The sequence below is a fragment of the Myxosarcina sp. GI1 genome, from assembly GCF_000756305.1.
Classification (GTDB): domain Bacteria; phylum Cyanobacteriota; class Cyanobacteriia; order Cyanobacteriales; family Xenococcaceae; genus Myxosarcina.
Window position 1 is genome coordinate 664,738 of record NZ_JRFE01000014.1, and the last position, 23,806, is coordinate 688,543.

At 40.4% G+C, this 23,806-nt stretch carries 15 protein-coding genes; 9 read left to right on the forward strand and 6 right to left on the reverse strand.

The window, feature by feature from the left end:
- Window positions 1-19: 19 nt before the first annotated feature.
- The 4 genes from KV40_RS09900 to KV40_RS09915 all read right to left on the reverse strand — a co-directional run bounded on the left by KV40_RS09900 (window position 20) and on the right by KV40_RS09915 (window position 3,950).
- The gene (locus KV40_RS09900) at window positions 20-1,627 is read right to left on the reverse strand and encodes a glycosyltransferase family 39 protein (RefSeq protein WP_172657264.1); all 1,608 of its coding nucleotides are present in this window, start codon (window positions 1,625-1,627) and stop codon (window positions 20-22) included.
- Window positions 1,608-1,970, reverse strand: a complete 363-nt coding sequence (locus KV40_RS09905) for a single-stranded DNA-binding protein (RefSeq protein WP_036480406.1) — start codon at window positions 1,968-1,970, stop codon at window positions 1,608-1,610. Before KV40_RS09905 ends, KV40_RS09900 begins: the two co-directional genes overlap by 20 nt.
- Window positions 1,971-2,059: 89 nt before the next feature.
- Window positions 2,060-3,340 carry a histidine--tRNA ligase gene (gene hisS, locus KV40_RS09910; RefSeq protein WP_036480409.1) on the reverse strand — a complete coding sequence of 427 codons (1,281 nt, stop codon included), beginning with the start codon at window positions 3,338-3,340 and terminating at the stop codon, window positions 2,060-2,062.
- Between the two features lie 331 nt (window positions 3,341-3,671).
- Window positions 3,672-3,950, reverse strand: a complete 279-nt coding sequence (locus tag KV40_RS09915; RefSeq protein ID WP_036480411.1) for a TIGR02450 family Trp-rich protein — start codon at window positions 3,948-3,950, stop codon at window positions 3,672-3,674.
- 70 nt (window positions 3,951-4,020) lie between these two features.
- On the opposite strand from KV40_RS09915, the gene KV40_RS09920 reads away from it, so the two are divergent.
- The 3 genes from KV40_RS09920 to KV40_RS09930 all read left to right on the forward strand — a co-directional run bounded on the left by KV40_RS09920 (window position 4,021) and on the right by KV40_RS09930 (window position 8,639).
- Complete coding sequence (locus KV40_RS09920) at window positions 4,021-5,619, forward strand: polysaccharide biosynthesis/export family protein (protein WP_036480413.1); 1,599 nt, start codon at window positions 4,021-4,023, stop codon at window positions 5,617-5,619.
- A 106-nt stretch (window positions 5,620-5,725) separates the two neighbouring features.
- Entirely contained in the window at window positions 5,726-8,080 is a 2,355-nt protein-coding gene (locus tag KV40_RS09925; protein ID WP_036480416.1) for a polysaccharide biosynthesis tyrosine autokinase, read from the forward strand.
- Between the two features lie 40 nt (window positions 8,081-8,120).
- Window positions 8,121-8,639 (forward strand): cofactor assembly of complex C subunit B, encoded by a 519-nt coding sequence (locus KV40_RS09930; protein ID WP_036480419.1) that lies wholly within the window; start codon window positions 8,121-8,123, stop codon window positions 8,637-8,639.
- Between the two features lie 106 nt (window positions 8,640-8,745).
- Here the strand turns inward: KV40_RS09930 and KV40_RS09935 are convergent, their stop codons facing one another.
- Window positions 8,746-9,069 (reverse strand): DUF3155 domain-containing protein, encoded by a 324-nt coding sequence (locus KV40_RS09935; protein WP_036480422.1) that lies wholly within the window; start codon window positions 9,067-9,069, stop codon window positions 8,746-8,748.
- 248 nt (window positions 9,070-9,317) lie between these two features.
- Here KV40_RS09935 and KV40_RS09940 point away from each other — a divergent pair, with 248 nt between their 5' ends.
- From KV40_RS09940 to gyrA, 3 genes are all read left to right on the forward strand, one after another.
- A complete protein-coding gene (locus KV40_RS09940; protein ID WP_253274213.1) occupies window positions 9,318-10,769 on the forward strand; it encodes a GAF domain-containing sensor histidine kinase in 1,452 nt (483 codons plus the stop codon).
- A 171-nt stretch (window positions 10,770-10,940) separates the two neighbouring features.
- On the forward strand, window positions 10,941-11,936 hold the full coding sequence (locus KV40_RS09945; protein ID WP_036480423.1) for a glycosyltransferase: 996 nt from the start codon (window positions 10,941-10,943) through the stop codon (window positions 11,934-11,936).
- 227 nt (window positions 11,937-12,163) lie between these two features.
- Window positions 12,164-14,716, forward strand: coding sequence for a DNA gyrase subunit A (gene gyrA, locus KV40_RS09950; protein ID WP_036480425.1), 2,553 nt, complete (start codon window positions 12,164-12,166; stop codon window positions 14,714-14,716).
- Between the two features lie 204 nt (window positions 14,717-14,920).
- Here gyrA and KV40_RS09955 read toward each other — a convergent pair whose 3' ends face one another.
- Window positions 14,921-15,700 carry a hypothetical protein gene (locus KV40_RS09955; RefSeq protein WP_036480427.1) on the reverse strand — a complete coding sequence of 260 codons (780 nt, stop codon included), beginning with the start codon at window positions 15,698-15,700 and terminating at the stop codon, window positions 14,921-14,923.
- A 169-nt stretch (window positions 15,701-15,869) separates the two neighbouring features.
- On the opposite strand from KV40_RS09955, the gene lpxB reads away from it, so the two are divergent.
- From lpxB to KV40_RS34145, 3 genes are all read left to right on the forward strand, one after another.
- Complete coding sequence (gene lpxB, locus KV40_RS09960; protein ID WP_036480429.1) at window positions 15,870-17,027, forward strand: lipid-A-disaccharide synthase; 1,158 nt, start codon at window positions 15,870-15,872, stop codon at window positions 17,025-17,027.
- Window positions 17,028-17,421: 394 nt separating this feature from the next.
- Window positions 17,422-22,785 carry a chemotaxis protein CheB gene (locus tag KV40_RS09965; RefSeq protein WP_052055516.1) on the forward strand — a complete coding sequence of 1,788 codons (5,364 nt, stop codon included), beginning with the start codon at window positions 17,422-17,424 and terminating at the stop codon, window positions 22,783-22,785.
- A gap of 94 nt (window positions 22,786-22,879) precedes the next feature.
- Window positions 22,880-23,762 (forward strand): IS630 family transposase gene (locus KV40_RS34145; RefSeq protein ID WP_216595581.1). Its coding sequence is split into 2 segments (ribosomal slippage): window positions 22,880-23,206 and window positions 23,208-23,762, totalling 882 coding nucleotides; the frame shifts between segments, so codons are not numbered across the junction.
- Window positions 23,763-23,806: the final 44 nt, after the last annotated feature.

Genomic DNA, 23,806 nt, shown 5'->3' on the forward strand with positions numbered 1-23,806 from the left:
ACTAAGTAGATTAGTGTAGCTATTGAGAATTGATTTGGCGAAAATCTTTATTTTTAGTTATTAATTGCCATTTTAAAGCAGTATTTAAAACTTCAACTTTATTTAAATCTAACAGTAGCTGGCGATCGCTGTTTTGAGGTACGAGAGCGTAAATTGTGGGCTCATTCAGCCAAAGCTGCCTCATTTCCTCCTCGGAAACAGTAACTAAATGTCGATCGCTGTAAAATGCCAGGGAAGGACGATAAATTTCAGAGCGGACATAAATAACTTGCTCTGGTAAGGTATGTCGAGCGACCATAGCTGCTACTGGTTTGACGGGATAATCTTCAGCAAGTTCCCAAATCCAATGAGAAGAGTGGAAAAATAATAGTAACGCAAAGTACCAACTACCAACTAAAACCACGAAAAAATAACGAGATTTCAAACTAAGTAACATCGCTACCGTTAAAAATGCGATCGTCAGTTCGATAAAAATAACTCCTAGTAAGCGATCGCCAGAGTCAGAGCGAAAATAAAAAATACTGGCAATAAAGTTCAGCAATGCTAGTATGCCAAAAGCTATTATTTGCCAATAAACTAAATTTTTACCAATCGATCGCCGAATTTTTGCTAAATTAGCTCCAACTAGAAGGGAAAAGGCAGGATAGATAGGAATAACGTACCAGGGAAGCTTGGTAGACATAAAAGAGACTGCCAGTAAATAAACGCCTCCCCAAACTAATGCCAACCTAGCCCAAGTAGTACGATGATTCTTGATAGCTAATTTGATTCCTCCAGGTAAAAATAGCAGCCAGGGTAAAGTATATTTAGAAATTTCTAGCAGATAATACCAAGGTGCTTGTCCGTTGTTTTCCACATCAGACCATATACGATTTAAACTTTGGTTGCCCAAATTATTGTTAATAAAAGCCGCGCCATAATGCCAATATTGCAAACAATACCAAACTATGGCAGGTAATAGTCCCAAGCAAATCGCCAGCCAAAAATAACTGCTTTTAAGAAGACTGCGCTGTTCCCAGACAACAAATAAAACTGCAATTACTCCCAACAGTATTCCTAAAATCGCGCCTTTAGTCAGGCAAATTAAACATAGTCCTATGCCAACGCCTAAATAAAAAGGGGGCTGTCTTCTGCCCCGTAACAAACTCCAGATAGTCAGACAAAACCAACAGGCGATCGCACCATCCAACATTGCCAATCTGCCATGACGCACCATAGGAAGTAAAGTTAAATAAACCAACGCCGAGCAAATTGCCTCAAGGCGAAACTTAAAAACTTCTCTAGCAATGCCATAGAGTAACGGTACGGAAAACGCCGAAATTACCGAAGGTGCTAATCTCGTACTCCATTCGTTAACTCCAAACCAACTATAGGAAACGGCAATTAACCAGTGAATTAACGGCGGTTTGTTCCAGTAAGGTTGCTCCTGAAGCATAGGATAGAGCCAGATATTGCTACCTAGAGGCGATCGCCAGATTTCGSGAGCCACCATCGCTACCGTACCTTCATCCCAATCTCTCAGGGGCAAAGAGCCTGAATTGTATCCATAAAGAATTAGAGCGGCGATGAGTAAACCTACCCACCATAGGCAATCGCGATTAATTTTTTTATTCGTCTGGATAGCCACTAACCATGCCAGAATCGCTATCATTTTTCGAGCCTAAAAGTTCCAGGCGATCGACTCTAATCACGGGGCGAGAACGCTGGATGCTGCTATTATTGCGGTCTGCCCAAGTATCTATTTTTAAAGATCCCTGAATGCCAATTAATTTGCCCTTACGGACATAGTTACCCGCTATTTCTGCGGTTTTACCCCAAATTTCTAAGTTAAACCAGTCTGGTTTATCGTTGTTGCGGCTGCGGCGATCTACTGCCAGAGGCAATTTACACAACATCGATCCCGACTGAAAGTGGATGATTTCTGGTTCGGCACCAGCACGACCGACTAAATTGACGACATTAAGACCCATAATTCGTTTGATAGTATTAATGAACTAATAATGTGCTTTAGTTTAGCAAATTATAGTTAACTTTATAGCTCGAAGTTAGTGCTATCGACCTAAGTTTTTAATTGCGAAATTTTGAGTTTTAACTCCTCAATTGTTGCTAGTAACTCGCTTTGAGAGAGCGTCTGCTGCTCTCCCGATGACAGCCACTTTAAGTTTACAGTTCCCTTTTCTGCTTCGGCTTCACCCAAAACCAGACAGGCAAAAGCATTACTGCGATCGGCTCGTTTGAACTGTTTGCCAAAAGCACTACCGCTCAAGTCTAGTTCGACTTTCAAACCAGCACCGCGTAGTTTTTGAGCCAAAACTAATCCCTGTGCTTCGGCGCGATCGCCTCTAGAAACAAGATAAAATTCTGGAGCTTCGGAAGGAGCCGCTTGTAATTTTTGTAGCAGTAAAACCAACCTTTCCATACCGATTGCCCATCCTACCGCTTGCGTATCGGGACCGCCTAATTCGGCAACCAAGCCATCGTAACGACCACCGCCACATACGGTTGCTTGCGCTCCCAACTCATCTGAAACCATTTCAAAGGCGGTATGAGTGTAGTAATCTAAACCCCTAACCAAACAGTGATTGATAACGTATTTAATTTCTAAATCTCTTAGTAACTGCAAAACTCGATCGAAGTGTGTTCTGGATTCTTTACCGAGACTATCGATTATTTTCGGAGCATTGCGAGCAATTTCTTTAGTTTTAGGATCTTTGCTATCTAAAATTCTTAACGGGTTGCGAGTTAAACGCTCTTGAGAATCTTTATCTAAGTCATTTTGATAGGGAGTTAAATAGTTAACTAAAGCTTCTCGATAGTTTTGGCGGTCTTCTGCTGTGCCAACCGAGTTAAGCTCTAGCTTGAGACTCTTCAAACCCAAAGTCTGTAAAATATCTGTAGCTAAAGCAATAACCTCTACATCAGCACGAGGAGCATCACTGCCGAGTAACTCCAGCCCAATCTGATGAAACTGCCTTTGGCGACCAGCTTGGGGACGTTCGTAGCGAAACATCGATCCTTGATACCACAAACGCTGTACTCCTCCCTGAGCGTAGAGTTTGTTGCTAATAAAAGCCCTGACTACTCCTGCAGTACCTTCAGGACGCAAAGTAATCGAGCGATCGCCGCGAGTGGTAAACGTATACATTTCTTTAGCTACCACATCAGTAGCTTCGCCAATACCTCTTTCAAACAACGAAGTTTGTTCTATAATTGGCGGACGTATTTCTTTATAGACGGCTCGTGCCAGTATTTGCCGAACCACAGCTTCGATTGCTTGCCAGTAGTCAACTTCATCTGGCAAAATATCTCGCGTTCCTCGTAAAGCTTGAATTTCTTCCATCTCGTAATTGCTAAATATTGTTTTATTTAAAATGTAACGGCAAACCTTTATATCTTTTTTTGACGACAAGTAGCCTGCTTTTTTTTAGCATTATCATTTAGCTATCGTGCGATCGCTCGTCGTTTATAAACCTCGAAGGTTTTATGTAAATTCTCTCGTTCGTGTAATTTTATAGACAGTTTTTAAATTTAAACAATCTTCATCAAAAGCACAATTTGCTTTATTAAAATAAAACCATAATTATTTTTGGTGCGTGTTAACATCTAAGTAATCATACGTAAATAAAAATATGTTAGTAAGTTAAGAACTAGTATTTTTGCCGATTGCGGTACTAAATATAAATGTTTCGATCGCTCGTAGCGGTTTCTAAATGCTCTATTTCCTGCAAACTTTTCCAACCAGCCAGCCATAAAGATTCGTCTTTAAGCTGTGCGGCGTTGAGCCAAAAACGAGTTTGAGAATCGCAGGAGGCAACCATCTCGGCAAATACCCACTTACCCCGATCTTGGCGATCGGCTACCTGAAAATGTCGCCACCCCCAAGTTTTTTGTCTGGCAGTCCATTTAGAACCTAGTAAATAAGGGAACTTCTGCTTTTGTTTTTTCGACATTTTAACTTACAGAGATAATAATGATAGTTTAGTCGCAATAATGTAGTTTTAAAATCGCGATCTTTATTTTATGAATCTTAAATTTGCTTGGTATAAATTATTTTTAACAAAAGTCAATCGTGTTGGTGCAATCGCTCTAATTCTTGCTTTAACAACTGCTAGTTTACCCGCGCTCGCTCAAGAGAATGACTCTCTCGAAAACGATACGTTGGAGTTACAAGATCCCGACTCTCTCGATGACTCATCAACTCCTGAAAGATTGCCAATTGGTGATTTTTCCAAGCCTTTACCCAGATTAAATTCTGATGAATCTAGTCCCGTAGACGGTCCAGTTCTTCCTGCTACAGCTAGCGATAGCTCAGAATTTGCCACTGAAGAAACAGCCTATACTCTCGGTGCTGGCGATCGAATCGCCTTAAATATTTTTCAGGTAGAAGAATATAGTGGTGAATATCCCGTAGCAGTAGACGGTACGATCAATTTACCTTTAGTAGGTGGAGTAAATGTTAGCGGGCTTACGCTGGCAGAAACTTCCGATGCGGTTTCTAAGAAATATGCTACATATCTCAAACGTCCGATTGTAACTGTAGGTCTGATTGCTCCTCGTCCCCTCAAGATTGCTGTCTCTGGAGAGGTAGATAATCCTGGTTCTTACGAAGTTCCTCTAACTGGAGAAAATCAAAAGTTCCCTACTGTCACCGATATGATCGAGCAGGCAGGAGGAATCAATACTATTGCCGATGTACGTAACGTTAGAGTCCAAAGAACAATTAAAGACAAAGAAGTAGTATTCAACGCTAATCTTTGGGATCTTTTGACTAAAGGAGCAATCAGACAGGATATTTCTTTGCGAGATGGCGATACAGTTTTCGTGCCTACTACTGACGAAATTAGTACTTCAGAACTAGCAAGGTTGTCTCAAGCTAGCTTTGGTTTGCAGGTAGACGAACCAATTAGCGTAGCAGTAGTGGGAGAAGTTTATCGTCCTGGTTCTCACACCGTAGAACCAGAACAGCTTACTAGTGGCAATAATAACCTCAATGATGTCAAGCCATCTCTGCCTCCCAGACTTACTCAAGCTATCGGCGCGGCACAAGGAATCAAACCTCTTGCCGATGTTAGAGAAGTAGCAATCTATCGTAAAGCTTGGGACGGTTCGGAAAAACTGATTGCCGTTAATCTTTGGGAACTAATTCAGTCAGGAGATACAAGTCAAGACGTAATTTTGCAAGAGGGCGATCGCATTGTCATTCCTCAAGCTGAAGCTATAGCCAAGGAAGACATAGATTTAATTGCAACCGCTAGTTACGCTCGCGATACGATTACTGTTAACGTAGTCGGCGAAGTAACAAGTCCTGGAGCGCAACAAGTACAGCCCAACACTCCTTTAAACCAAGCGATATTGGCAGCAGGCGGCTTTGACAATCAAAGAGCCGACACCAGTGACGTAGAATTAGTTAGACTACAACCCAACGGTACAGTGGATAAACGGGAAATCAAGGTCGATCTCTCATCGGGTATCGACGACGAAACTAATCCAACCTTGCGCCATAACGATGTCGTGGTTGTCAATCGCTCTGGTGTAACCAAAGGTACAGATGCTGCTGGCAAAATTTTAAGCCCAATTGGCGGAGCTTTAGGCATAATTAGATTATTCTTTGGTTTCTAATCCAAATATTTACTATCATTTACTATTGTTGCCTCAGCACTATGGGGCAGCAATACGTTACTATGCCACTAGCAAAAATTAATTTGTGTTGTGAGGATTAGCGATCGTGACAGATACAGGTTCCGACCGTCCTGTTTATTCAGCCATCTTAAATGGACGTGGCGATAGCAATGAAGTCAAAAATGGCAACCACAGCTATGCCCATGTTTTACCTGTTGCCAACACTACTTCAATAGATGAAGACGAAGACAGTATCGATCTACGTCAGCTTGCCACTGTATTCAAACATCGGTTGCGGCTAATTTTAGCTATAGCTCTCGGCTCGACTATAGTTTCAGCAATTTTGACCTTTATTCAGGAGCCTATATACAAAGGTAGCTTTCAGCTCTTGGTCGAACCAGTAACTCAAGATGAACAAAGCAGTCCTTTGGAGATTTTGTCTCAAGAATCGTCTGGTTTGGATTATGAAACTCAAATAGAAGTGTTGAGAAGTCCTAAAGTATTAACACCAATAATTGCCGAGCTTAATGCAAAATATCCCGAACTTGAATATAAAGATTTAATCATACCTAAAGACTCTCCTTTAGAAATCGAACAGTTAGATCGCACCAAAATATTAGAGGTATCTTATATTGACGAAGACCCTCAGAAAATTCAGTTTGTACTCAGTCGCCTCGCAGAGTCTTATTTAGCTTATTCCATAGATGAAAGAAAAGTTCAAGTTAAGCAGGGTATTGATTTTGTAGACCAACAGCTACCGAGAGTTAGAGCTAGAGTAGATGAGTTGCAGGCTGAACTACAAAGATTTCGGCAAAAATACAATTTGCTCGATCCTCAAGGTAGAGCGGTATTTTTAGCGGAAAAACAAAGCAGCTTTGAAGATAAATACTTTGAAACTCAGGGAGAGCTTAACGAAACTACCTCTCTCTACAATTTGCTTCAGAAACAGCTAGGATTGCAGCCTCAAGAAGCATTAGCTGCTAGTTATCTCAGCGAATCTCCTCGATACCAAAACTTGCTCGATCGACTACAGGAAGTAGAAGTCGAGCTAGCCCAAGAGTCGGCTCGTTTTTTACCCGATAACCCTAACATTCAAGTACTTCAAGATAAAAGAAATGAATTATTGCCTTTACTGCAAAAAGAAGCAGGAGCAATTTTCGGCGACAATCTATCAGATTTAATTGACAACAAATCTAATATTTCCTCTCCAAGCACTCTAAGACTAGATTTAAGCAAGCAATATATAGAAGCAGCCAATCAAATTCAAATTTTAACTATTAGAGAACAGTCATTAAAAAGTGCACTCTCCAAACTCGAACGACAAACTGAGCTAATGCCAGTCATCGCTCGTCAATACACGGACTTGGAAAGAGAGCTAATGGTAGCAACCGAAAGTCTCAATCGCTTTCTTGCCGCTCAAGAGGAGCTACAGCTTGAAGGAGCCAAACAAGGTTCTCCCTGGCAGACAATTGCTCCCCCCATTTTGGCAGAAAATCCTGTCTCACCAAATCCACCGCGAAATTTACTACTGGGTTTATTTGGTGGTGTGCTATTGGGGTTGGGAACGGCTTTGTTAGCAGAACGTCTCGATCCCGTATTCCATTCTACGGAAGAATTAAAAGAAAGCGTGCAGTTGCCAATTCTTGGAGAAATTCCCGTACAAACGGATCTCAAGCCTTTAGACGAGTTAGAAACTGCTAAAACTCAAAAATTCAGCTTTCCTCAATTGCAAATAGGTAACAAAAGCCTGAATATTAATACTTCAGCCTCTAGCGATCGTGCAGAAACTCCTAGTTCTTGGCAAGGATCTTCTCCTTTTATCGAAGCATTTCGTTCCTTAAACACCAATATTAGATTACTAGGTTCGGATACTTCGATTCGTTCGATTGTTATTAGTTCTTCTATTCCTTCGGAAGGAAAATCAACTATTTCTAGCCATTTAGCACAAGCGGCGGCGGCAATGGGACAAAAAGTGCTGTTAATTGATGCCGATTTGCGTCGTCCACAGGTTCACCGCTGGATTGGAGTTGAAAATAAAGCAGGATTGAGCAATATTTTGGCTACGGGTTTAAACATAGAAGAAGCAATAATTAAAGTACCTCAGTGGGAAAACCTCTCGGTAATTACCGCAGGAGATATACCTCCCGATCCCACTCGCCTGCTTTCGTCACAAAAAATGCAGCAGTTAATGGATAAGCTAAAAAGCGAACCCGATTACGATCTGATTATCTATGATACTCCTCCTATACTAGGATTTGCCGATGGACGTATTTTGGCTTCTCGTACCAACGGAGTGGTATTGGTAGTCAGAATTGGTACTACCGATCGCGCCCTACTCAAGCAAAACATTGATAATATCAGAGTATATAATGTTCCTGTTTTGGGTATAGTTGCCAACCAGGTCAATCGCAGTTCTCGCGGCTACCATTACTACAATCACTATTATACAGATAGAAAATAAGCGATTATTTATTTGAGAAATCGCCAATTAAGTTAAAATTGTGAACTCACTAATTACTGCTTCTACTTTCTTCCTTACCTTATTGATGGTAATTGGATTATTTTTCTTTATTCGCGCTTCGGTTAAAGACCGAACTCGGCAAATACAACTGCGAGCAGTTGAGTCTATGGAGCTTTTAATCGAGCGACTGGGCGAGCATTTTGAAGCACGTGCCTATCAGCCTGTAGAAGTTAATGATGCTACCAAACAGTTGGCCTTTAAAGGTTTTGTCCGACCGAGCTGGTTTTTAGCGACCTTATTAACAGTTTTGGCAACAGTCGGTCTATCTTGTATTGCCTTGGTGCTAGCGTTGCTGTTTCCCGCCTTTAGCAGTTGGTTCTGGTTGTTGCTGGTATTTGCACCAGTTGCAGGAATTTTTTACTGGCGTAAAGCAGGGCGCTGGGAAAAAGTGCTGCTAACGCCTGAAGCGGAAAGACAAATTTTAACTGTTACCGCTCATCGTGATGAATTGATTCAACTACAACTTAATTCTTCTTTTCAAGTAGTCACCGATCGGTAGTATTGTTATTGTAGCTTGTAAGTAATAAAATAAAATCAGGAGGTTTAATATAACCTCCTGTTAATTAAATTAGTTGTGGTTTTCCCTGAAGTTGTCTGTAGATAGCTCAATGTCTCATTGCCGTAGCAATAGCAGGTCTATCTGATTCGTGTAGGTCAATTGTTTGCAAACTGGGAAAAAGAAAATGATTCTCTTCTACATATTGCGCTCCAAATAAACCTTTTTCCGCCCAAAAATAACGATCTGTAGTGTGTTCGTTTCTTTTTACTATTAATAAAGCGGGGGGAACGATATTGAGAGAAGCTATATATTTTCGAGCAGCTGTTACGGGTTTTTCTTCGCCACTTTCAATATTATAATTTGGTACTAGCTCTAATATCTTGCGTCCCTCTTGGCGGCGGCGGCTCTTACGTTTGCGTTTTCTTGCCAATCCGTTTACCTCCTAGTTATTTTATTATTAAATATTTGTAATCATAGTTACAGAACACTCCGAAATTGTATCGTGATAAGCTTAAAAAATCAAGCATGTACACTAGTAGCAGTATCGAGAACTATTAACTCAAAATCATGGCAAATTCTGGTTTTGGTTGCCGTTATTTGCAACTTAATGTTTTTAAACGAGATAATTTTTTCCTAATACTTCTTTACATTTAGCTGTGAAATTCGCCAAGATAAAAGTTGTTACAATTTTTATCCCTCGATAGCGAAACTATTGCTTGCTACTTAGCAAGCAATAGTACCGTTTCGCGTAACTTTAAGCCAATTTTGAGCTATCCTTTGGAAAACGCAGTCCTTCAAATCCGTATGTCTTATTCTCGTCTTGCCAGTGCCAAATTTGCTTCTCTGTGTCAATCTCAGATGTCTTTATTAGATTACAGAGTAGGTGATATTTGTAGTGTTGTCTATTTAACAACAGGACTGGGTAAAGATTGGCAAGAGCGACTTTTTCCTTTTGCAATTTATCCGCAACGCGATCGCCACAGCTTTTATGAATTGCCGCCAATTAAATTATCGGAAATTTGGCAACAACCGAGCCAGTTATCAACTGCTTCAGCTTTGTTACCCCTTCAGAATCGCGACTCTCTTGCTGCTGCTACGATGAATCAATGGAGCGAGGACTTTCAGGGCAAACGATTGCTATTGCCGTTAATCTATGAAGAAAAAATTTTTGGTTTGTTAGTTGCCGAGCGTAAAGATCGCGACTGGCAGGAAACAGAGTTAGGACAAGTTGAAGAAATTGCCAGAACTATGGCGATTGCTAGATGGCTCGATTTACAACAGCAGTCTACTCAAAAGCAACTAGCGACACAACAAAAATTACGGCGACTCGATCGCGATCGCTTAGACGATTTGTTACATCAGTTACGCAACCCCCTAACGGCAATTAGAACCTTTAGCAAGCTCTTGCTCAAGCATTCTCTACCCGAAAAAGACAGCTCTATCGTCCAAAACATTCTCAAACAAGGCGATCGCTTCGCCGAATTGCTCGAACAATTTGAAGGAGAAATAGAGCGACATGAACCACGAGAAACTCTGACTCTTAGCGCGACTTCTATCCCATTATTAGAAGAAGATACTGTAGGCAGTAACTTTCTCTTACCCGAATCTACTACCAAATCGGCAACAGTAGAGTTAAACCAAATTTTAGAACCTTTATTAATGGCGGTAGAAGCGATCGCCGAAGAAAGAAATATTACTCTAACTAATAATATTTCACCAGAATTACCTCTAGTTTATGGCGATTTTAAAGGATTGAGAGAGGTTCTAAATAATCTAATCGATAATGCTTTAAAATATACATCTGCTGGCGGTAATGTAGAGATTGCCAGCTGTAAGCGATCGCATTTAGAGCGAGAATGGCTGGGACTTGCTATCAAAGATAGTGGTTGCGGTATTAGTCCCCAAGATCGCGAACGTATTTTCGAGCGTCACTATCGCGGTATTCAAGCAGAGGGAAATATTCCTGGTAGCGGTCTGGGATTAGCGATCGCTAAAGAGCTAATCGAGCAAATGCATGGTGAAATCGAACTAATTAGCCCTAATGATTTATCAGCAGATAGCAATTTTTTGGGAACGACTTTTATTATTTGGCTGGAAATAGCTGATTCAGCAATGAACAATGAACAATGAGCAGTCATCAACGTTCATTATTCACTGTTTACTGTTGACTGCTAACTTCTTATTATTTGTTGATACAGAGGTTTTAGACCAAATTAATTGTCAATTTTTAGCGATCGATTGTCCATTGATAATTGTGGCTCGATATCAGTAGTTACTCTCAAAAGCAAGATCTAAATTTACATGAGAAAACTCTACTTTTTAGTGCCTGGAACCAAAGGTAAATTCGGTGGTGGTGGGCTGTGGGCAGAATTAAATACTTATAATCTGGCAGCGCAAATTTGTGAGGCAGAAATTGTTACCTATCGGCAACAAGAAGCAGAACATTTATTTATTGCAGAAGTTTTAAAACGTAGCGATTTAAAAACGAGTATTTTTGTTATTGGTTGGGGATTTGACGTACCCAAACTAGTAGCTAAATTAAATAATTATCATCTTATCTATCACGCTCATAGTTCGGGCTATGGTTTCAGACTGCCGCCGAACATACCCATAATTACTGTCAGTCGCAACACGATGGGTTATTGGGGACAGCAAGCAGCAAATAATTTAATTTTTTATTTACCCAATCAAATTGGCGATGAGTTTCGCAACTTAAATCAAATGCGAGATATTGATGTTTTGGTGCAAACTCGTAAATCTTCAGCCTATTTACTTCAGCAATTAGTACCTGCCCTGCAAACGCGCTGTCGTGTCAAACTTCTAGAAGGTTATGTCGAAGATCTAGCAGGTTTGTTCAATCGCAGTCAAATTTATCTTTACGACTCTGCTGAATATTGGGTAGTAAGCGGCGTTAGTGAAGGGTTTGGCTTGCCTCCCCTGGAAGCTCTAGCTTGTGGCTGCCAGGTATTTTCCAGCGTCAATCATGGCTTGGCAGACTATCTCGATCCTGGCTTTAACTGTCACAAAATTGCTGGATATGCTTTAGAGTACGATTTGCAGCGAATTATGTCCGTATTAAAATCTAGCGAAAAATCTAGCTTACCCGAGTCTTTTTTTGCTGAATATCGTCGAGAACACTTGAGTAAACGACTGAAGACTATTCTCAAAGAAATCAATAGTTTTTTTGACTTTCAAACTGATAATTACGCTTCAATTTCCAGTTTGACTTCTTGGCGCATCAAACAGTTATGGTTTCAGCAATTGCTGATAAAACTGCGTAAGTTAAAGAAAAGTTAAGAAAATAGGCTTTTTCTTCTACTTTATCTGTCTCATTCATCAAATGTAAAAGTCTACTATTGTATGTTCTTTCTACCCTGCAAGGTTCTGCATTAGCAGGGGGTTTTGTGTTAAAATTTAAGAATAAAATGCAATTTTATTAGGTTTTATCGGCTAAAAAAGGAAGAAAAACGCAATTTATTAGCCTTTAATCCAAATTATGGCATATATTTGGAGTTTTTTATTATATGACCACTTCCCAGGAACGGATTATTCCTACCGATCTGAGTAACGAAATGTCGCGCTCCTATCTGGAGTACGCCATGAGCGTAATTGTGGGACGAGCCTTACCAGATGCTAGGGATGGTCTAAAACCGGTCCATCGTCGTATTCTCTATGCTATGTACGAATTGGGGCTTACTTCAGATCGTCCGTTTCGTAAATGCGCTCGTGTAGTAGGGGAAGTTTTAGGTAAATATCACCCTCATGGCGATACTGCTGTTTACGATGCTCTAGTCAGAATGGCACAAAGCTTTTCGATGCGGAATCCTTTGGTTGACGGACATGGAAACTTTGGCTCTATTGATAACGATCCTCCAGCAGCAATGCGTTATACGGAGTGTCGTCTGCAATCGTTGGCTACGGATGCTTTATTACGAGATATCGAGGCAGAAACCGTAGATTTTGCCGACAACTTCGACGGTTCGCAACAAGAACCCGTAGTGCTTCCTGCCAGAGTTCCCCAGTTACTACTTAACGGTTCTTCTGGTATTGCCGTAGGTATGGCAACCAATATTCCCCCCCACAATTTGGGCGAATTGATCGAAGGCACGATCGCGTTAATTCAAAATCCCGAAATTAGCGATCGCGAGTTGATGCAATATATTAAAGGTCCCGATTTTCCTACAGGTGGTCAGATTATCGGTCGCGCTGGTATTAGAGATGCTTATATTACGGGTAGAGGGTCGATTACCATGCGAGGGGTGGCGGCAATTGAAACTATCGCCCCTAGAGGCAGACAGGAAAAAGAAGCGATTATTATTACTCAGTTGCCCTATCAAACTAATAAAGCTTCTCTCATTGAAAAAATTGCCGATCTCGTTAACGATAAAAAAATTGAAGGCATTTCCGATATTCGGGATGAGAGCGATCGCAACGGGATGAGAATCGTTATCGAACTCAAGCGCGATGCTTATCCCCGTGTCGTACTCAATAATCTCTATAAACAAACTCCCCTACAGGCTAACTTTGGGGCGAATATGTTGGCGTTAGTCAGCAGCGAACCCCTACTGCTGACAATCAAGCAATTCTTACAGGTATTTATTGACTTTCGTATCGAAGCTATTACTCGGCGTACTCAGTACCAACTGCGAAAAGCCGAAGAAAGAGATCATTTATTACAGGGCTTATTAATTGCTTTACAAAATATCGAGCCAATTATTCAGTTAATTCGCAGTGCTGCCGATACGGCTACAGCTAGAGAAGAGTTAATTGCCAGATTTAGTTTTTCTCAAACTCAAGCCGATGCTATCTTGCAGATGCAGCTAAGAAGACTGACAGCTTTAGAAGCAGAAAAAATTCAGGCAGAACATGAAGAATTGCTGCGTCAGATCGCCGACTTTCAAGATATTTTGGCAAGACGAGAACGCATTGAGGCAATCATTCAGGCAGAAGTTACCGAGATTAAAAATACTCATGCTACGCCACGACGTACCGAAATTATTCAGGGTGAAGGAGATCTATTAGATACAGATCTAATCGCCAACGAACAGGCGGTAATTTTACTAACCGAACAAGGTTATATCAAACGTATGCCCGTAGGCACTTTTGACATCCAGAATCGTGCTACCAGAGGTAAAGCCGCAGCCAAAATTAAAGACGATGATGTAGTCAAACACTTCATGACCTGTTGCGATCACGATACAGTGTTGTTTTTTAGCGATCGCGGCGTAGTTTATTCGGTAAATGCCTATCAAATTCCCGCTACCTCTCGTACCGCTAGAGGAATTCCCTTAGTGCAGATGTTGCCAATTTCCCAAGAGGAAAGAATCACCTCCGTCGTAGCCGTAAGCGAATTTACTCAAGAGCAGTATTTAGTGATGCTAACTGCTAAAGGCTACATCAAAAAAACCGCCCTGTCGGCATTTAGCAATATTCGTTCTAATGGCTTGATTGCTATTTGTCTGGAAGAAGGTGACGAATTGCGATGGGTACGTTTGGCAACTGAAGAAGACAGCATCATTATCGGTACTCGTCAGGGTATGGCAATTCATTTTCAGGCTAACAATCGGCAACTGCGACCTTTGGGCAGAGCAACTAAAGGCGTTAAGTCAATGAAGCTTAAAGGGCAAGACGAACTAATCAGCATGGATATCATTCCTGCCCAAATTGTGGCAACTATCGACACCAACGGCGATGACGATGATGAAGAAAGCGAAGAATTAACTACAGAAGATGTCAATCGCGGTCCCTGGGTATTGGCTATTACTACCAATGGTTATGGCAAACGAGTGCCAATTACTAAATTCCGCCTGCAAAATCGGGCGGGAATGGGAGTAAGAGCAATTAAGTTCAAAACTCCTGGAGACTGTCTGGCAGCCGTCGATATAGTCAATCCCGAAGACGAATTTTTAATTATCACCAATCGCGGGATTATGATTCGTCAAGCAGTAGATGCTATTTCGCAACAGTCGCGCAACGCTACGGGGGTAAGAGTACAAAAACTAGATGGTGATGATGCGATCGCTGCCGTCGCTTTAGTTCCGCCAGTAGAAGAGGAGGCACTAGCCGAAGTGGAATAAATTTGAAAAAGGGCAGATGAAGGCTGTCCGTGTCTAAAAAACTTTTTTCCCCGTCGATTTTTTTTGTTTATTGCTTAAGCGGCGGGGAAATTTCGATCGGCTTTTTTTTGAAATAAATTTTTTAAATTGCGATCGCATTTCAAACTGGTACAGTCATAAAAAGTGTTGAAATAATCAAAGTTTGGAAATAAAGCTGCTTAATATTCAAGAATCTTTATGACGACACGGATGACCGAACCAAGCAGAATCATCTTTACCATCATATTTGTCTTTCAGTAACTCAGAGACTTGTTCCATATTACCCTCAGCAGCAATCCAGCCATTTTCAATATCGGGAAAGTCTTGCTTGCAGTTTTCACATTTTTTATCGGAGTAAAAGCGAATCGGACACCAAAATGACTCTACGTTTCTCAACATCTCCGTACCTAGCGACCATACACCAGTCATCCAGTCGCAGTACAAACACCAAATTAGATCGTAGCCAATCAAACCTTCAAATTTCTGGCGCGAAACATTGACCCAGTCTTTTGCTTGATATTTGGGCAAGCCAATTAATGACGTTAGTGGCGGATAGACAATTGCTTCGGCAAAGCGTACAAACCAAAACACGGGAATTGCTAAAGCTGTAATCCAGATTGCCAGATGATTGCGCCAACCACCAAAAATACCGCTCATAGTAAGAGCGATTTTGCCGCGATTGGAATTTTTGCGATTGGCTAGTTCGTGTCCAATTATCCAGATCCATAAAACGCTCAGTTCGGCTACTAAAGCTACCAATACACCCAGCCAACCCTCTACAAAAGAACCGATCGCCAGAGGCAACAGCATAAAATATGCTAAAACTAAATCGATTCCAGGTGCCTGACAACAGAACTCAGAAAGATTTTTGCCAAACTTTCCCAGACGGGGCAAAGATTGTAAAACAACAACACCTGTAACTAAAGCAACGACTAAATATAGATAAAGCTCGATTATGAGTTCCATTTTGCTATCTCAGATAAAAAATCTCCAACAGTACTTTTAACAACTGCTTGTCATTTAAGATATCGAACATTAGACAGATTAGACAAAATAGTGTGAAAGCTTAATAAATACTTTTCTATTTCAAGAGAGCGAGCGATTACGATCGATACTGCAAATTTAGAGTCGAACGATGCAAATTTTTATTAGTACGGGTGAGGTTTCGGGAGATTTACAGGGAGCGATGTTAGTTGAGGCATTGTATCGTCTAGCATCCCTTAGCGAAATCGAACTAGAAATAGTTGCCCTGGGTGGCGATCGCATGAAAACAGCAGGTGCGTCTTTAATTGCTAATACTGCTCGTATTGGTTCGGTTGGGTTGTTAGAAGCCATACCTTTTGTGCTACCAACTTTAAAAATTCAAAGACAAACCCAACAGTATTTAAGACAAAATCCGCCTGACATTTTAGTATTAATAGACTATCCTGCTTCTAACTTAGCGATCGCCAGCTTTGTTAACAAACATTTGCCCCAAGTACCGATAATCTATTACATCGCTCCTCAAGACTGGGCAGCACCAATGTTAGGTAATACCAATAAAATTACTAAGCTAGTAGACAAAATCCTGGCAATTTTTCCTGAAGAAGCCAATTATTTTAAGGCTAGAGATGTTGAAGTTAATTGGATCGGACATCCTCTATTAGATCGTTTGGCAAGTGCGCCAGATAGAGAAACCGCTCGTAAAACATTGAGTATTAAACCTCAAGAGCAAATTATCACTCTACTACCAGCTTCCCGCCAACAAGAGATTGAGTATTTATTACCAATAATCTGTCAGGCAGCCAGAGAAATTCAGCAGCATTTGCCGAAAGTACGATTTTTAATTCCCATTTCCCTGGAAATATATCGTCAACAAATTACTGCTGCCGTTGCCGAATATAATTTGCCCGCAACTATTTTAAAAGAACAAACCTTAGAAGCGATCGCGGCTGCCGATCTAGCGATCGCCAAATCGGGTACGGTCAATCTAGAAATCGCCTTACTTAACATTCCTCAAGTAATTATTTATCGCCTCAATCCCGTTACGGCTTGGGTAGCGCGATATTTGCTAGGGTTTGATATTCCTCTAATTTCTCCACCTAATTTAGTCGTCGGCAGAGAAATAGTACCAGAGTTGGTTCAAGAAAGAGCCACTGTAGATAATTTGCGTGTGTGCGCTTTAGAACTATTGTTAAATGAACGCAAGCGACAACAGATATTTCATGATTATCAGCAGATGCGTTCTTTATTAGGAAAAGTTGGAGTATGCGATCGCGCCGCATTGGAAATACTGAAGTTTTCTAAGTGCTAACAAGCCAAACCTTAAACTCCTGCTTCAGAAAATGTGATTTCATCTACGTAAAATCGTGGATTAATTTAAGCTTCAATACTTATAACTAGTTGAATATACGGTTATAAAAGTTACTCTTAACTTACATAATCTAAAGTATTAACTGGTATTACGTACTCATCGCTCTGTGAAGATTGGGAAAGAGTAAAGGGGATTCGGCATACGCCGAATCGACGTAGTCTGGAGGGCATTAAAAAATTTATTCGTCTTTCCGCTTTTGCTTCTTGAAACTACTATTGTTCAGACATATTGCGTAACGTCAGGTATTAATCGATCGCGATACTTACTCTGCAAAAGATCGTGCAGAAAACACTACAAAATCCATAGTATTTTGAGCATATAACCACCAAAATTAATGTCAGGGCAATATAAAGGCAGCTGTCAGCCAGAAACAAACAATAAGAATGATAATGCTATAGAGACAGCAAAGGATAACTTTTACGTAGTTGGTATTGGTGCCTCAGCAGGAGGACTTAATGCCCTCAAAGAATTGTTCGGACGTTTGCCTGCCGATAGCGGTGCGGCATTTGTAGTCATTCAACATCTATCGCCAGATTATAAAAGTCTGATGAAAGAGTTGCTGCAACAGCATACTGAGATGATTGTTTATCGCACTATAGAAGGTATGGAGCTACAGCCAAACTCGGTGTATCTAATACCTCCCGATAAAAACTTAACTTTAGAAGGAAATTTATTACATTTAGAACCACGTAGCAAAAATAGCGATCGCCAACCAAACTTTCCCATCGATATTTTTTTTAAATCACTGGCTAAAAATTTTGCTCGGCAAACGATTGGTGTAATTTTGTCGGGTTCTGGAAGTGATGGTAGTCAAGGTATTAGAGTAATAAAAGAGGCAGGTGGGGTGACGATAGTTCAAGAGCCAGCCACGGCAGAATTTGACGGAATGCCTTTAAGCGCGATTGATACTGGTGTAGTCGATCGCATTGTTCCGCTCGGTGAAATACCCCACCAAATCTATCAATGCCTGAATACGTCAGATACTCGTGCCGACTCAAGCTTGGAACAAAACAACTGGCTCGCTACCCAACAACTCAACGCAATTATAGATTTGCTGAGCGAAACTGAAAACTTAGATTTTTCTCATTATAAAACCAATACTATATCTCGACGCATCGAACGGCGTCGTTCTATTGCTAACTTAGATAATATCGATAATTATATTCATCGGCTCAAAATCTCTGAAGCAGAAAGAAAAAAATTAGTTTCGGACTTATTGATTAACGTCACACATTTTTTTCGAGATAAACCAGCTTGGGATAATCTTAAAAACCAGATCTTGCCTTTGCTAGTCGAACAAGTAACTACGCATACAGAGTTGAGATTTTGGGTAACAGCTTGTTCTACAGGCGAAGAAGCCTACTCACTAGCAATTTTAATCGACGAGGTTCTGGCAGACTTACCCAAGCAGATTAGTTACAAAATCTTTGCTACAGATATCGATCGTCATGCTCTGCAAAAAGCCTCTCGGGGTATATATTCCCCCTCCATAGCTAATGATGTAGGAACCGAACGACTACAAAAATATTTTGTTGCCAAAGACAACTCCTATCAGGTAATACGTAGAATACGTAACAAAATTATTTTCTCCTTGCACGATCTAACTAGCGATGCTGGATTTACTCGCATGCATTTTGTTAGCTGCCGCAACGTGCTAATCTATCTCCAGCCCAAATTACAAAATTTTGTACTACGCAATCTTCATTTTTCTTTAGTAACTAAAGGAGTGCTGTTTTTGGGAGAAGCCGAAACGGTTGAAACATTTGCTAAAGAGTTTAAAGTCTTAGACCGCAAATGGAAAATCTATCAAAAACAAAGAGATATTAGATTATCCTTGCCTTTAAAGGAAAAACGTCAGGTCGCGCCTAAAAATTTATTAGGTACCATACAGCCTGTAGAAAAACATCAACTCGATTCAATTCTCGAACAAAGTCTCAAGGGATTATTAGCCGAATCGCAGTCTATCGCTCTAATTGTCGATCGCGACGACCAATTACTTCGTGTATGTGGGGACAGCAAAGTCAAAATTTTTAAACCTCCTAGTGGCAAAATAACTACCAAAGTCACCAAAATGGTCGTTTCCGATCTACAGTTGCCACTTAATGCTGCTCTACACCGTGCCAGAAAAGAACAAAAAACAATTTTCTATCGAGGGATAAAACTTAATCTATCGGATAAAGCTAATAATATTAGTCTTAAAGTTATACCTTTATTTTCAGCTTCAGACGAGCGACATGGGCATTCTAGCTTAAGCTCGTCGAAGGAAAAATTTTGCCTGGTGCAAATTCAGGAAGAAATTTCTCTATTTATAGAAACAGCAGAAAAATTTGAGATTAACAATGAGGCTCAAAAACTCAATCTAGAGTTAGAACAAGAACTACAACATACCCGTGGCAATCTTCAAACACTGGTAGAGGAGCTAGAATTTACCAATGAAGAACAACAAGCGTCTAACGAAGAATTGACTGCTGCTAACGAAGAACTTCAAAGCACCAACGAAGAACTTCAAAGCACCAACGAAGAATTGCATACGGTTAACAGAGAATACCAATACAAAATTCAAGAACTAATCGAACTCAACAACGATATTGATAACTTACTTAAAAGTACCGATATTGGTGTCATATTTTTAGACCGAGATTTAAAAATTCGTAAATTTACTCCTGCTGCTACCGAAGCAGTTGCCTTACGTAATGAAGATATAGACCGCCCCATTGAAGAACTTTCGCTGAGAATTGAATGCCCCGACTTGCAGGACTTGTTGGTTCGAGTTCTTGAGGATAAACAAACTATCGAACGTGAAGTAAAGCTCAAGCAAAACGATTCATATTTGTTGATGCGAGTTAATCTTTACATTACAGAAGAAGGAAATGATGACGGCATTGTTATTAGTTTTGTCAAGCTAGACGAAATTAAGAAAGTTCAACAGCAACTAAAAACAACCTTAAAGGCACTAAGTTATAGTGAAGCAAGATTGAATTTGGCTCTTTCAGCTGCCGACATCGGGACTTGGACTTTGGAGGCTAGCGGCAAATTGATTGGGGACGATCGCTTCTGTCAGCTTTATGGTATCGATCGCCAGCGAATGCCTAATTCTTTTGCAGCTTGGCTAGAGATAATCGAAATAAGCGATCGCCAACGAGTCAAAAAACAAATACAAACGGCTTTCAAAACTCAAAAATCTTGTCGAGTTGAATACCGCGTTTTTCATCCTAACGGTAATGTTCGCTGGTTGGTAACTAAAGGTAAATTTTATCGGCAGCAAAACCTTAGTGAAGGTCGTATGGCGGGCGTGACAATCGATATTACCGAAATTCGCCAAACCGAAGCGGCTTTGCGATCGCGAGAAGCCGAACTTAAAAAGTTAAATCAAGATCTCGAACTGCGAGTAGAAGAACGTACTGCTACTTTGGCTGAATTTGGTAATAGCCTCAAACAACTGCATCGTCTCGCAACTACTAACTACTCTAAAATTGAAGACTTGTTTGACGATTATCTACAAACTGGATGTAATATACTCAAGCTCACTACTGGTGTTATTTGTGAAATTAAAAACAATAGCTATAAAGTTTTAGCAGTCAAGTCGCCGTTAAATTTTACAGTAGGTAAACTTGTTTACTGTCAAGCCCCTCACTGTAACGATGTTATCCAACGGCAACAAACTGTTGCTTATGCCCAAGTCAATTCAAATGAGTCGATCGAGCCGCATTTGCTTTATAGCAGTTTCCCGTTACAATCTTTTATCGGTACACCAATTTTTGTCAACGGAGTTCTCTTTGGAACTTTAAATTTTTTTGACACTACTGCTAAAGAACAGAAATTTAAAGCGCACGAACGAGAAATAATCGAGTTGATGGCAAGGGATATCGGGCAATCTCTAGCTACTATTAAAGCCAAAAAAGCTCTTAAAGAGAGCGAAGCTCGTTTTCGCAGCACGTTCGAGCAGGCAGCCGTGGGCATCGCTCATGTAGCGACAACAGGAAGATTTATTAGTGTTAATCAGCGATTTTGCCAAATAGTCGGCTACTCAGTCAATGAATTGACCCAAATAACATTTCAAAAAATTACCTATCCTCAAGATTTAGCGAGAGAGCTCAAATACGTTCGACTAATGCTCGAAGGAGAAATTGAAACCTATTCGCTGGAAAAACGCTACATTCATCGTAATAATTCGCTGGTTTGGGTAAATCTAACGGTTTCTTCGGTTAAAAAAGATTCGGGCAAACTAGAATATTTTATTGCCGTTATTGAAGATATTGGCGATCGCAAACAAGCAGAAATGGCTTTACAAGAAAGTAAGGAAAAACTGCAACGCGCTAATTTAGCTAAAGATACTTTTATCGCTCATGTAAGCCACGAACTACGTACACCTTTAAATAGCATCTTAGGCTTTAGTCACATTGTCAAACAAGGTTCTAATCTCACTCCCGAACAATCGCAAAATATCGACATTGTCTATCGCTGCGGACAACATTTGCTGATGCTGATTAATGATATTCTTGACTTTTCTAAAATTGAAGCCAATAAATTAGAGCTAGAAACAAAAGAATTTAATTTAATTGACTTTTTGCAGACTACTACAGCTATTTTTCAACTTCGTACCCGCGAGCAAGGCATAGAGTTCGATTATCAAACAATTTATCCCTTACCTCAAATTGTCAACAGTGATGAAACTCGTTTGCGACAGGTTTTGTTTAACCTGCTCAGTAATGCCGTTAAATTTACTCAAGCAGGCAAAGTAACTTTTACCGTAGGCTATGTGTCCAACTTAGAGCCAACAGCATCTTCAACAGCTACCGATTTGCTTCGCTTTCAAATTGAAGATACGGGTATAGGCATACCCGAAGATAAGTTGACCAGCATTTTTTTACCTTTTGTACAGTTAAACGGTAATTGCGAACAACAAGAAGGTACTGGTTTGGGACTGACAATCGCCCAAAACATCGTGCGGCTTATGGGTAGTCAAATTTATCTTGAAAGCACTGCTGGAAAAGGAAGCAAGTTTTGGTTCGATCTCAAACTATCAGAAGCCAGAGCAAATATTACTTATTCCCCTAGTACTAGAAAATTTTCAACTCGATCGAGCGGCAAACTGCAACAGCCTTGTAAAGTCTTAATCGTAGACGATAATCTAGATAATTGCCGTTTATTGAGGAGTTATTTACAGCCTTTAGGTTTTATAGTCGAAGAAGCCAATAATGGAAAAACAGGTTTGGTCAAGGCAAAATCTTTTAAACCAGATGCCATTCTTTTGGATTGGGTGATGCCCGAGATGGATGGTAGAGAAACAATCGTCAAAATTCGCCAACAGCCAGAACTACAGCAGCTTAAAATTTTCGTAGTTTCTGCCAATCGCACAATTGTATCTACAACCTCAGAAATTGATTACCAGGGCTTTTTGTCCAAGCCAGTTGACTCAAACAAGCTAGTCGAGCTATTAGAAATTAATCTCAACCTGACATGGAAAATTTCCGATCGCGCTGAAAGTTTTACTCCGCCAGCGATCGATGTTCCCGTCACCGAACTCAGTCGGCTACTGGAATTAGCTGATTTGGGCGATCTCGAAGCAGTTCAACAGCAACTTGAAGACATTGCTGCACAAAATTCTAAATACACTACCTTTGTCAAACAAACCAAACAAATTACTGCCAGTTGCCAACAGCATAAATTAGTCAAATTTATCACCCAATTTTTGTAGAGTTAGTAATTACACTTATAGCAATACGGGGTTAGGTTAGGACACAGTAGGCTATTATTAGGAGCGAAGCGATCGCGAAAAAAGAAGAAAAAAAATGCCTGCTCCCTACAGCTACGACTTGAGAAAAAAAGCGGTAAATGCAGTAAAAAGAGGTGAGAAGAAAATAGTTATTTGTCGGCTAATGAGAATTAGCCGTAATACCTTAAACCTATGGTTACAGAGAGAAAAAGAAACAGGAGACTACAGCGCGATCGCCAACCGCCCTCCTAGAGAAAATCGCAAAATTCAAGATTTAGAGAGATTTAAACAGTTTGTGAAGCAACATCAAGATAAGACACAGCAGCAGATGGCGGATTTATGGGGAGAAAATCTCACCCAGCAAAACATTAGTGATGGCATGGAAAAGTTAGGCATAACCAGAAAAAAAAACTTACGGGTATCAAGAAAGAGATGAAGAGAAAAGAAAACAATTCAAAGAGAAACTTCACCAAAAATCCTCAAATCATCTAGTTTATATTGATGAGGCAGGATTTGATAATCGAGACGATTATCCCTACGGATATAGCCCCAAAGGAGAAAGATGTTACGCACTTAAATCTGGTAAAAGAAACGAGAGAGTAAGTTGGATTGCGGCACTTAAAAAAGGAAAAGTATTTGCTCCATTAACTTTTGAGGGGTCATGTAATCGAGATTTGTTTGAGACGTGGCTCGAGAAAAGTTTGATTCCTCAACTTCAACCAGGGGATATCATTATTATTGACAATGCTACTTTTCACAAAGGACAAAGTATTCAAGAAATAGTATCCGAGGCTGGATGTGAGATTTGGTATTTGCCTCCTTATTCTCCCGATCTAAACAAAATAGAGCGTTGGTGGTCTGTTCTCAAAACTTGGATGAAGCAGAGAGTTAAAGAATTTGAGACTATTAGAGAATGTGTTGATGCAGCTTTCAAAAAATGTCCTAACGTATATGCGTAACGCTATAATACAGAAAAATTTTAGCCACAACTACTCGGTTTTTA